The organism is Ignavibacteria bacterium (genome assembly GCA_025612375.1).
Lineage (GTDB): Bacteria > Bacteroidota > Ignavibacteria > Ignavibacteriales > SURF-24 > JAAXKN01.
Window position 1 is genome coordinate 56,147 of record JAAXKN010000024.1, and the last position, 12,632, is coordinate 68,778.

Consider the following 12,632-nt stretch of genomic DNA (forward strand, 5'->3'; position numbering starts at 1 on the left):
TCCCAAATTTAAACACATAGGGTTGTGGCATGCAACCCTTCGAAACTAAATCCCTCCGGCACTTGTTGAATATTAAACATGGCAGAATCAAAAAGGCATTTATATGAGGGCTTTAACGGCATTAGCACTTCTGCTTATATTCAGTTTTACCGGCTGCACAGATAAAAACTACAAAGGAAGTGAAGCTATGGCTAACAGGTATACACACGGGGATGCACCTGAATTCCCTGGGGGACTAGACTGGCTTAATGTGGATAAACCGATTAAACTCCAGGACCTGAGGGGAAAAGTTGTGCTTCTCGATTTCTGGACCTTCTGCTGTATTAACTGCATGCACATTATACCCGACCTGAAAAAGCTTGAGGCGAAATATCCCGATGAGCTTGTTGTTATAGGAGTCCACTCGGCAAAATTCCTCACCGAACAGGAAACCGGCAATATAAGGCAGGCAATCCTTCGCTATGACATTGAGCACCCTGTTGTAAACGATAAGGATTTTAAGATATGGACAAGTTACGGCGCAAACGCATGGCCGACGGTTGTGCTAATAGACCCCCGGGGCGACGTCGTAGGGCATCACTCGGGCGAAGGTGTTTTTGAAAGCATGGATGGCGCAATCGGTGATATTATCAGGCTTAACAGCTCTTCGATTAACAAAACGCATATAAAGTTGAGTCTTGAGAAAAATAAGAGGTCCGAATCGATACTTAGCTTCCCGGGCAAGGTGCTGGCAGATGAGACTTCCGGCAGGCTCTTCATTACGGACTCAAACCACGATAGAGTTATTATTTCAGACCTTGATGGGAACGTGCAGGACATTATAGGATCCGGAAAACCGGGGCAGAAGGACGGACCATTTAATGAGGCCTCTTTTTTCCGCCCGCAGGGGCTCGCGCTTAAGGGTGAGGAGCTTTATATTGCCGATACGGAAAACCACCTTATACGCAAGGCTGACCTTAAGACAAAGAGGGTTTCAACAATTGCGGGACTTGGAAGACAGGTATATAACAGAAACCCCAAAGGAGACGCAAAACAGGCAGGGCTTAATTCGCCGTGGGATCTTACGATAAACGATAACATTCTTTACATCGCCATGGCCGGGCAGCATCAGCTGTGGGCTTTGAATTTGGCCGATAACACAATCCGCATTCACGCAGGCACGGGAAACGAGAACATAGTTGACGGCGAGCTCAGAGGTGCCCTTCTTTCACAGCCGAGCGGTATTACAACTGACGGAAAAAGGCTTTACTTTGCCGACAGCGAGGTCAGCGCTGTAAGAAGCGCCGACTTTAATCCTGTAAACGGAAAGGTTTCGACTATTATAGGAAAAGGGCTCTTTGATTTTGGCGACACAGACGGCGACTCCAGGCGCGCAAGGCTGCAGCACCCGCTTGGCATTACATACTTTAACGGGAAACTTTATGTTGCAGATACGTATAATAATAAAATTAAAATAGTGGACCCCGCGGAGAATACGAGCAGGACATTTGCAGGCACAGGGGCTGAAGGCATGGATGACGGAGATTTAACAAAGGCAAAATTCAATGAACCGGGCGGCATTTCATATGCAAAAGGAAGGTTTTATGTTGCAGATACGGATAACAATCTTGTCAGAATAATTGACCCTGCTCAGGAGAAAGTCTCCACGCTTCAGCTTAAGGGGATAGAAAAGTTAAGAAAGCCCTTTGCATTTAATGAGAAGGAATTTCAGGGGGACAAGGAAGTTTTAAGCGGGGTAAATCTTTCCAGGCTGAAGGGAGTGAGTCTTAGTCTTTCATTTCAGAATAATTACGGGTTGAACCATGATGCGCCGAGCAAGATAAGGATATTCTCTCGCGACGGGAAAGTTAACGTGGAAAAAAGCATTACTTCCCCAAAGACAGAAATTGATTTACCGGGTCTTAACGGGGTGGACAAGCTTTATTCCGAGATGGTGGTTTATTACTGCAAGGAAGGAAATGAAGGCTTGTGCCTTATTAAAGACGTGCTTTTTGAGATAAACAATTCGCCGGAGGGAAAAGAGCAGCTGGATATAAATTACAGTCTGGCGGCGGCGAAATAACGTGCCTTTCCGCCGTGGCAGAGGCATCCCCTACAGACACATTTTTATCTTAGAAAGAAGACAATGACCACAATTGTAACCGTGCCCACGGCGGCAATCTGGCTGTAGAGCCTGTTCCATTTTTTAATTCTTCCCCATACTATGGCAGAAAGAACCATTAGTCCCGCAAGGGCAATTGAGGCCAGGATGCACTGTATAAAATCGAACCTCTCCCCTACTATGGAATATATAGTTGTGTCGTGATAGATTTTCCTGTAGATTACCTGCAGGTGCAGCCAGTAGACCAGAAGAGACTCGCGTCCCACTTCAAGCACAAAAGATTCCGTTGTATTCCTTGAGAGTTCATAGTACCTGAGTGATATGAGGAGCACCACAACTATACCAAGCCTGAGGAGAAAGAAAAACTGGTTAGGGACAACTTTACTGATGTAATCCAGCATATCAAGCGGAAACCAGAGCACAAACGCCCCTACAAGAATTAAGGCTATTCCCCACCTCATTGCGAGCTTAAGGAAGCGGGCTTCCTCATTGCGGTTTTTGAACATCATGTAATAATAGCTTATGAGCGAACCCGCAAGCATAAAGCCGAGCCATGGGAAGAGTGGGAAAAGGGACCCATGCTGCTCGTTAAAATAATTTGCCAGGGGAAGAGGCATAAACTGAGTAAAATCTATTTTATAAACCAGCGGCGCAAAAATGAAGGAAATGAGCGTTATTACTGCAAGTATGGCATTATAAATAGTGTCACTTTTTATAAGGAGCCGCAGAATGAACATAAGGAGCAGTCCGAAGGCGATGCAGTGCAGTACGTCGACGCTTAAGAAAGGAAGTATTTCCTCGGGCGTAGCCTTGTGAAGCATTTTCTGGAGCGAGAGGTATGGAAGCCTGAGGGAATAGCCGACGAGCCATATTAAAACTATTCTTCCCAGCTGCCGCCAGAAATCGAACTTGTACTGCCTGAAAGCTTCGAGCTTTCTCTGGCTTGCAATTGTAAAGGCAAAGCCCGAGATAAAGAGAAACGAGGGCGCAACAAGCCCGTTAATAAAAGTAAGGTGCTTAAACCACTCCGAAGCCCTTAACTCCGGCCTGAGCATGGCGTTAAAGATGTGGGTCTCGATCATGAATAAGAGAGCCCAGCCACGGTAAAGATCAATAAAGGCAAAACGTTTTTTTGTTGCGTCCATAAAAAAGGAAAATAGTTAAAGGAAAAATAAAACAAAGGGAAATCGCAATAAGAGGGGAAAAAAGATTTTCCCTTAATTTAAAGGCTGAATTATTTATTTTTGATTATCGCATATTTTCGCAATGCAAAGATAAGAGGAGCAGACGTATAATCATAATGTTTTTTACTCTCCCCTCTTAAACAAAATTCAACTTATCATAAATTTGGACGAAGAAGTTTCTTTTAAGGCAGTTTTTCCTGCCCAATAATCAGGATCTGATAAAATATAAACGGAAATTTATGTATAACGAAACACTTAATGAATTACGCTCTGAACTTGATAACTGGAAAAAACGCCAGGAAACGGACAAAAGTTCTGCCTGCAGGGTATTATCCCTGGCCGAAGAAATACTCTCCTCTCCTGAAAAAGCCGGCATTGAAGAGGCCTTCTGGCATGAATATCTTGATATAACACGCCACCCGGTATTCTTAAAGAGCCTGGATGACAGGCCCGCGCGCTACCGCTGGGCAGATACGGCATTTAAGGCCATAGATCTGTCGGACTATAACCTGAAGAGGCTTTTCGATCAGAGGGTGGAGTTACACCCCGAAAGGATCCTTTTCAGCATAACCGAAGACAATAAGCTTACCGAGTTCAGCTACAGGTGGGTGCAGAAAAGAGCGCGCCAGATCGCATCTGTCCTCTATGAGGCGGGCGGGGGAAGCCCGAGAGTGGCAATATTCTCTGAAAACACGCTTGAAAGCGCAAGCTGCGACATTGCATGCCTGCTTTATGACATTTTTGACGCACCATTAAATATACATTTCAGCTCGGATACGGTTGCGGATATTTTTAACAGGACCAGCATTAACATTGCCGTTACAGATTCCGAGACAAGGCTTAACCTTCTTTTAAGGGTCCGTGAAAAGCTGGGACGGAGCTTTAAGATCATTTATACGGGCTACGACAGGATAGAGCCTCAGCCTGAGGTCTATATAATGGAAAAGCTGATCTCGGAATTTGATCCTGCAAGAATTGACAGTGTGCTTTCAGGAAGGAAAAGGCTTCATCTTCACGAGGCCGCAACGGTTCTTTTTACCTCGGGAAGCACCGGCATGGCTAAAGGGGTCGTTTTTACGATGTACAATCTTATAACAAAGCGCTTCGCGAGAGCCGCGGCATTGCCTGAAGTGGGTGAAAAAGAGCTTCTGCTTTGTTATCTGCCCCTTTACCACACTTTTGGGAGATACCTCGAAATGATGGGAATGATATTCTGGGGAGGCACATATGTTTTTGCAGGCAACCCCTCGGTTGAAACGCTTCTAAGCCTCATGCAGAAAGTAAACCCCACGGGCATTATAAGCATTCCGCTCAGGCTAGTGCAGATTAGGGACAAGTTCCTGCACCAGTCGTCAAAGGCTGTTGATAAGAAGCTCTTCCGTGAGCTGACGGGCAAGAACCTGCGCTGGGGGCTTTCGGCAGCAGGGTTTCTGGATCCCAGGGTGTTTCAGTTCTTCCATGAGCACGGTGTTGAGCTCTGCTCCGGCTTCGGAATGACGGAGGCCACGGGGGGAATATGCATGACGCCCCCGGGGGAATACGTAAAAAATTCAGTCGGCATACCTTTACCCGGCATCGAGATGCGCCTAAACACAAAAGGTGAACTGGAGATCTCCGGGCACTACGTGGCAGAATACCTTGATGACGACATTAAGGAGAAAAATGAGGGCTGGATGCCTACGGGCGACCTGTTCAAGATGGACAAGAACGGGCACTACCATATTGTTGACCGTATAAAGGATATTTATAAAAATATAAAGGGACAGACAATTGCGCCCCGCCCCATAGAAAAACTCTTTGACAATATACCGGGCTTCAAGAGGACTTTCCTCGTGGGCGACGGGATGGCATACAACACACTTTTAATTGTACCCGACACAAACGATGCTATTTTGCAGAAGGCACTTTCCAAGAAGAAGCAGACGGATTACTTCCGCCCTATTATCGCCTCGGCAAACCGGGAGCTTGCCCCGTACGAGCGCATAGTGGACTTTTCCATTCTTGACCGCGATTTTGAAGAGCAGAGGGGTGAACTTACTTCCAAGGGAAGCATGAGGAGAAAGGCTATTGAAAACAGCTTTGCCAATGAAATAAGCAGGATGTACAAATATCCGAACGTGGACTTCAAAATTGACAGCCTTAAGGTTATAATTCCCCGCTGGGTTATAAGGGACCTGGGAATTACCGAGTACGACATGAAAAGCCAGCACGACGGGCTTTATAACAAGCTGAATGATACAAGGCTCACCATTAAATTTAACCCTAAGACAGAAAGGGTCCAGATAGGCGACTTTGAATACATTGTTTCGGGCTCACAGGTGGATCTCGGGGTGTTCATCAGGCAGCCGATGCTTTGGGCGGGCAACATTTCGCTCATTAACTTTGCGCTATGCAAGGACGGATGGGATACGCCTTACGATGAAAAAATTTCGCCGCAGGTTTTCCTCGCCTCTTCCTTAAACAGGCTTTACGCGGGAAAGCTTCCTGTTATAAGCAACAAAATACCGGAAGCAAAACTGAAGGAGCTGAACGACATTGTAATTAAAAGTATCTACGGGCGCGGAAGCGCGGCACTTGAGGCCGTGCAGAGCCTTGAAAGGCAGCTCCACACCGAAAGCCACAGGGTAACCTACCTCATACGGCGGAGGCTTGAATCGCTCGCCCTGCATCCGGATTTTGAGGTCAGGAGCTACGCCTACAGGATACTGCTTTTTGACGAGCCGTGGCTGGATTACAGCAAGTACCTGCCGGCATTTATCAACTCGGGGCTTCCTTTTATAAACAAGAAAAGCATAGAGCAGATCTCGCAGGCGGATTTTGAACGCGGGCGCCTTGAGGCCTTGAGGCAGAGGCTGGAATCGTACCGTACTACTCTGGACTGGGATTCCTCACCCATAATGATAACGCAGTTCAAAAGGATACTTGAGCTTCTTGTACATTTTGCACGCCACAACAGAAATTCATATGGGGCTGTAAGAGAGGAGCTCGTAAGCTGGATACTGCACAAGGATGAGCCGCAGCTTTCCTCTTACGCACAGGAGCTGTTCAACAAGCTTTCAGCCTGGTTTGAATCCACATTTGAACTTTCCCCTTTTGAAAGCGAGGAGGAAAACTGGAAAGAAAGAGTGGTCTTCCAGGAGGACTTTACTCCCGATGAAATTAAGAGGATTGAAAAAGTAATCTTCTGTTCAACATTCCTGAAGGAATCCCTTCTTCTTATTTTTGATGAAGACAGGTTTAACCTGAAGCAGGTTGCGCATGAGGGGATCTGGATTTCAAGAATTTTGTCGCCGCATAATTCTTTCCTTTACCGTATAAGCATCAATACGATCTACGACAAGCATTACGACCTGATGCTTCTTATAAAAGACGACATTACAAGAACCGCGGTGCGCGAGACAATCTACTGGATGATAAAGATCTCGGGGTATCCCGGGGCTTCATCCGTAATGCCGAAGTTCGGGAACTTCCGCTCATCGATGGGTGCGGCATCGCTGGCATATGTGAATGACCTTACGGTATGGGACAAGATCAGGGATTACTCCAGCGTAAGAACAACGCAGAACTCGTTTAAGAACGAGTACAGGTGGAAGGCGCTTTTTGTAAGGGCGTTTATTGCTTTTCTTAAGGCATGGCAGAACAGCGCATATGCACTTACACCGGGCTCCATTACGCCTACAAACGTGGTTGTGCCGGAGGCGGACCTGAAGCTTAACTCGCGCATTCTTTCACTTTCAGGCTGGCAGCCTTATAAAAATACGCTTTCTATCATTCATCCTTTTATAAAGAACTTTTACCTGCAGACAATAGGCAACTATCCCTGGAACAAGGATGCAATCAAGATAGAATGGATGTTTGATGCCGCCGTTGAAGCCTTCAGCAAAAAAAGAGCGCTGAGGTATCTGGAAAATTTGAAAAACGACATTATGAATTCCCCCACGCGCTACGATGAGTTCGACCTCAGGGGAGCAATAGACAGGTACATAGAAAAAAGGAAAACCGAGCCTTATAAGAATCTGGCTCTTTTAGGCGCAATTGAACGCTACAATGAATGGATCAGCCAGAACCGCGAATCCACCAGCGAGGCACGCGAGCAGTTTATAAGAAAGCTGTATTCACTTTACCAGCTCAACCGTTTTCCTGCAATAACGCGGTATATGTTTTATCAGAAAACATATTTTGCAAACGCGGATGAACTGGTTAAAGAAAGGTTCAGCCGCCTTATTCAGATAATGTTCGAGCAGCCGGAGGTACATGCGACAAGGCTTGTAGAGCTTTCGGAGCTTCAGGATGCGCTTACTTCCTTTGATGACCGCCAGGTCTTCAGCAAGCTTGTATTTCCTGACGTTTCAAAGAGGCTCCAGATGGAGCTTATTCCGGTGGGAGAAGATGAAAAGAAGAGTGTCATTGTAAAGACGCTGGTTTCGGACCGCAGGAATGTTGCGCACGTTGTACGGCAGGCATTGTCTCCTTTTGAAGTAGGCAACCTGAACCGCCTGTTTATACTGGATGACTACCCGGTAAACATAACATCTGAGGATCACTTCCTTATTCTTACAGACAACGAGGAGCAGGAAAGCGTAAACGGAGGAATCTGCTACAAGATACTGGATTCAAACGTTGCACACCTGGAGGGCATTGTAGTTGCGGCCCCGTTCAGAGGCAGGGGCATTGGAAGCGTATTACTGGAGGACTTCTGCAACCGTCTGAGGGCCGAAGGAGTGCAGGTAGTAACGACGCACTTTTATCTTACATCATTTTTCTCGAAGCATATGTTCCGCGTGGACAGCCGCTGGGGCGGACTGGTAAGGTTTCTGACGTAATACAATTCAAAAGCAGCGCCAGGAACCATTTCCTGGCGCCTATCCGTGGAAAATGTCGCTCACGAGGGATGTCAGGAAATGGTTCCTGACATCCAACTTTATATCAAATCTTTTCAAGCACAACGGCGGTGCCGTAGGCCAGGACCTCGGTTACGCCTGACATCACCTCGTTTGCATCGTAGCGGATGCCTATGACGGCGTTTGCACCGAGCTCTTCGGCGTGCTGTACCATAAGCTCAAATGAATCATAGCGCGTTTTTTCGCAAAGCTCTGTAAATAGTGTTATGTTGCCGCCAACCAGAGTCTGAAGGCTTGCTCCCACTGTCCCGAAAATAGAGCGGCTTCTTACAACAATACCCCTTACTATGCCAAGGTTTTTTGCCACCCTGTAGCCGTCAATTGAAAATGCAGTTGTAGTTAAGTTATGGTCCATACCCCTCTCCTGTTTTAAGTTTTGACAGGATAAATATATTAAAACAATTAATTAATAGGAAACCGGCTCCCGGCAATTACATTGACTTTATTTTTTAATTCTTTTAGCTTGAAAACGGGCAGAATAGTTAAGAGTAATAGTACAAATGTTATATGAAAAGGAGGATATGAAATGGCTGGAAACAACAGGGTGATCTTTGTCACTGGTGCCACTGGCAAACAGGGAGGAGCGGTTGTAAATCATCTGCAGAAAGAGGGCTTTCAGATTAAGGCGTTAACACGCACCCCCGATAGCGAACCGGCGCGCAGGCTGAAAGACAAAGGAATAGAAATAGTAGTTGGCGATCTATATAATCCCGCCTCATTCAGGCAGCACATAAAGGATGCGTACGGGGTCTTTGCCGTTCAGAACTTCTGGGAGCATGGCTATCAGGGAGAGGTTGAGCAGGGCAAGGCTCTTGTTGATGCCGTAAGGGACAGCAATGTACAGCATTTTGTTTACAGCTCTGTTGCAAGCTGCACGCGCAAGACGGGGCTTTCGCATTTTGAGAGCAAGAAAGAAATAGAAGACTATATAAAGGATAAGAAATTAACCTACACAATATTCCGCCCCGTGTTTTTCATGGAGAACTTTATTGGAATGCGTAATGAAATCTTTGCAGGCAAGCTTGTAAGTGCAATGGATGAAAACGTTCCGCTTCAGATGATTGCAGTGGATGACGTGGGAGCCTTTGCCGCACAGGCGTTCTCCAATCCCGATATATATAAGGGTAAGGAGATAGAGCTGGCCGGTGACTCGAAGACATTCCCCGAAGCGGCTTCAATTCTAAGCGGCGAACTGGGCGAGCCTGTAAGCTACGTTAAACTGAGCCTGAAGGAATATGAAAATATTGTGGGCAAAGAAATGGCGCAGATGGTTGACTGGTTCAACAGGGTTGGTTATGACGTGAACATTGAATCGCTGAGATCAAACTACGACGTTGAGCTGACCCCGTTCAAGGAATGGGTGCACAAGATAAACTTTGCACAGTTCAAGGTTAAGCAGTACAAATAAATATCTGTATTAGTAAGGCTATAAGGAAGAGACTAAGTCTTTTTCCTTATAGCCTTTTTTTATGCCTCAACACTTTCGCTATGGCTTTCCAGAACTGAAAGCGCTTTCATGGCCCTATCCTCTATAGACGCATTTTCTTCCTTCAGCTGATTTATAAAGCTGTCGGCTTCATAATTTCCGCGCACGGCGTCAAAGTCTTCATCTTTACTGCCGTCAATGCCGTAGCCAATTTTTGAATCGGCATCAAATTCCCTCAGGGCGTCTTTTAAGATCATGTTGTTCAGTTTTATTGCTTCATTCTTCCAGTCGGCAATAATTCCCGAGAGGTATGCGGGTGTTAAATCCCTGCGCGCCATGGCACATCTCTTCTTAATCAGCCTCACGCACCAGCGCCATTCATTTTCAGTGTAGCCCTGCCATATGGATTTAAGGTTTTCTTCAATCTGCTCAATGCGGTTTACTTCGCCCAATTCTACAGAGTCGATAAAATCATTGACCTGTGAGACAGGAGCAAGGAGTCCTGCAATGTCAGTCCACACTTCCATTGCCGCACCCTCTTCTTCAGCAGTCCTTAAACTCTCCAGCACTTGAGAGCCGGTCATTTCAATTTGGCTTACGAGGCACTTGCCCAAAAATATTTTAATTCCCATTTCATAGTATCTGGCCGAAGTTCTCATCATAAGCCGGCTAATATCTATTCCCTTATATGAGACAGCCCTTACGTCTTTTGAAGTCTTTTGATAGAGGTCCTGCAGTATACCCATTGCCTCAAGCATTCTGCCCGCGGTATAGGGGCTGAAGAGGTCAAAGTTTATGAGGTCCAGTCTGTCCGCTCCTTTCCGCCTGTCGCGGTTGGGCCACTTCAAGCTGTCTCTTTTAGATCCCGATGTAAAGAGGTTTATTGCAGGGGTAAGGGTGCTTTTGCCCTCTTCCTCCGAGATATAAGAAAACGGGAAGTCGGAGGAGTCGAAGTTGGTGAAGTGTTTTCCAATTACCGCCGTATAGGCACCTATTCTGCAGGGCCACTTGAGGTAGCTGAAAGATCCGGTTTTGCAGCCGCGTTCCATTATGCCCTGGTGCACGGGACCAAGCCTGTACATATGGTTGCTCTGGTTAGTGCCGCTTCCGGCGTTAAAGAAAGAGAAGAAGCCCGCAATAAGAAGAGTTGACTTATGGTGAGTAACCGTATAGGGCCCGGCAAAGACACTGCATCCCTCGCCGTGGAAAGCCTCGCTGTTGGCGAAGAAGGCCGAATTCTCGGCCGAGTATTGGCGGCCTATTTTAACTCCCTGCCCTACGAAACATTTGTCGAGTATGGAGCTATTCTCCACGCTGGAGCCCGTCTGGATAATAAAATCATTTGCCTCTACGCCGGCGCCGATTACAGTGGGGTTTTCCTTTGAGCTTAAGATGCTTCCGTTGTGGAGCCTTAGGGCGCCGCGGATCTCGGCATTTTCTCCGACGTAGATATTTTTCAGTTCGCCGCAGTTAATTATGCGGCTTTCCTTTCTTATTCTTCCTGTTTCAGAAGTTTTGTCTTTGACGTAGGTGTCAATTATGTTTTCGAGCTCGCGGATAAAGCCCATCTTATGACGGTAGAGTGTGAGGAAGTAAGCCAGCTGTGATGACAGGCGGTCGAATATTTTAAGTGTGCGTCCGCCTGCCTCATTTAATATTTCGAGCTTTGTTCCGTTTCCGAATGAAGTCATGCCCTCACATGTGAGTGTAAGGACATTTTGAATTATAACACCCTCTTCAACGTCATAATTTGCCAGGAGCCTTACGCCGCTTACAAAAACGTCGTCGCCAAGTGAGCAGTTATGTATATGCGAGTCATATAAGCCCGAAGGCATTTCGACGCCGCCTGAGAGTGTAACTATTTTTCTGAAGCCACCCAGGATATTATCCCCCGAGAAGTGAACATTGCGTACTCTTTCGGTTTCAAAATCCCCCGGCACCTGGATGCATCCCCAGTCTTCGGCTGAGCATCCCTGGCTGTTGAGCAGGTTGATTTCATATCCTGACAGATTTCTCAAATTCATATTGGCCCCCGAATAAAATTATAGTTTCTCATTTCCCTGTTTTCTGTATGGGCGGCATTGTGCCTTAAGAACCTCGGAGAGGTGATTTGTCTGTAGAAAAGGAGATTCCACCAAATAATCCCGGAGCCCTGGAAGGGCGATTTGTACAACAGGTTAACACATTCATTCCCTTCATACAAGTCGCCTCTCCGAGGCTCTATGGAAATGTTGGAATCTCGCTTTTTCTACAGACAAATCATTCCTCCGGAATTCCAAAAAATATCAGCCTCTATATACCTAATTTCAAAATGGACGCCTGAGACAGCGGACCCCCACACAAATATTAAATGGGTTAAATAATTATTCTGGCATCTGCGATAAAGCAGCCTTTGCCTTTTTCCTCAACGATGAGGGGATTAATATCAAGCTCTTTGATCTGCGGGCAGTCGAGCGCCAGCTGCGAGAGGCGTTCTATGCAGACCTCAACGCTTTCAATGTCCCTGGGCGCTTTTCCGCGCACGCCTGCAAGCACGGGATAAGATTTAATTTCCCTTATCATTTCAGAAACAGAATCCCTCCATACAGGTGCAATTCTGAAGCTCACATCCTTAAATACCTCCACATAAATGCCTCCCAGGCCGAACATTATTACGGGTCCAAAGAGTGCGTCGCGTTTAAGTCCAAGTATTACCTCTTCGCCATCCTTTACCATCTTCTCCACCAGCACGCCTTTAATTACGCCTTTTGGGAGGGAGCTTTCGGCGCCTCTTATAATTTTTTTATATGCTTCTTCAGCCTCCCCGCTGTTTGAAATATTAAGTACTACGCCTCCCATATCGGACTTATGCACGACGTAGTCGGATACAATTTTCATTACCACGGGGTATCCAATATCTTCTGCCACGTGAAGCGCCTCAGTGCATGTGGAGGTAACGGCGCCCGGAAGCACAGGCATCCTGTATGCTTCAAGTATATTCAGCGTTTCCTCTTCGGTTAAGTAGTGCTTCCCGGATTCTA

Annotated in this window: 8 protein-coding genes; 4 read left to right on the forward strand and 4 right to left on the reverse strand. The window is 46.5% G+C overall.

Annotation, left to right across the window (positions count from 1 at the left end):
* Nucleotides 1–187: 187 nt before the first annotated feature.
* The gene (locus HF312_14005) at nucleotides 188–2,062 is read left to right on the forward strand and encodes a redoxin domain-containing protein (GenBank protein ID MCU7521331.1); all 1,875 of its coding nucleotides are present in this window, start codon (nucleotides 188–190) and stop codon (nucleotides 2,060–2,062) included.
* 44 nt (nucleotides 2,063–2,106) lie between these two features.
* Here the strand turns inward: HF312_14005 and HF312_14010 are convergent, their stop codons facing one another.
* Complete coding sequence (locus tag HF312_14010) at nucleotides 2,107–3,246, reverse strand: DUF1624 domain-containing protein (GenBank protein MCU7521332.1); 1,140 nt, start codon at nucleotides 3,244–3,246, stop codon at nucleotides 2,107–2,109.
* 278 nt (nucleotides 3,247–3,524) lie between these two features.
* Between HF312_14010 and HF312_14015 the strand changes: the two genes are divergently transcribed.
* Entirely contained in the window at nucleotides 3,525–8,108 is a 4,584-nt protein-coding gene (locus tag HF312_14015) for a GNAT family N-acetyltransferase (protein MCU7521333.1), read from the forward strand.
* Nucleotides 8,109–8,211: 103 nt separating this feature from the next.
* Here the strand turns inward: HF312_14015 and HF312_14020 are convergent, their stop codons facing one another.
* Complete coding sequence (locus HF312_14020; GenBank protein MCU7521334.1) at nucleotides 8,212–8,541, reverse strand: YbjQ family protein; 330 nt, start codon at nucleotides 8,539–8,541, stop codon at nucleotides 8,212–8,214.
* 171 nt (nucleotides 8,542–8,712) lie between these two features.
* Here HF312_14020 and HF312_14025 point away from each other — a divergent pair, with 171 nt between their 5' ends.
* Nucleotides 8,713–9,594 (forward strand): NmrA/HSCARG family protein, encoded by an 882-nt coding sequence (locus tag HF312_14025; GenBank protein ID MCU7521335.1) that lies wholly within the window; start codon nucleotides 8,713–8,715, stop codon nucleotides 9,592–9,594.
* Between the two features lie 59 nt (nucleotides 9,595–9,653).
* On the opposite strand, the gene HF312_14030 is transcribed toward HF312_14025, so the two are convergent.
* A complete protein-coding gene (locus HF312_14030; protein MCU7521336.1) occupies nucleotides 9,654–11,636 on the reverse strand; it encodes a DUF4954 family protein in 1,983 nt (660 codons plus the stop codon).
* A gap of 86 nt (nucleotides 11,637–11,722) precedes the next feature.
* Here HF312_14030 and HF312_14035 point away from each other — a divergent pair, with 86 nt between their 5' ends.
* Complete coding sequence (locus HF312_14035; protein MCU7521337.1) at nucleotides 11,723–11,935, forward strand: hypothetical protein; 213 nt, start codon at nucleotides 11,723–11,725, stop codon at nucleotides 11,933–11,935.
* Nucleotides 11,936–11,967: 32 nt separating this feature from the next.
* On the opposite strand, the gene HF312_14040 is transcribed toward HF312_14035, so the two are convergent.
* Nucleotides 11,968–12,632, reverse strand: a 665-nt coding sequence (locus tag HF312_14040; GenBank protein ID MCU7521338.1) for a CoA-binding protein, incomplete at its 5' end; no start/stop codon positions are given.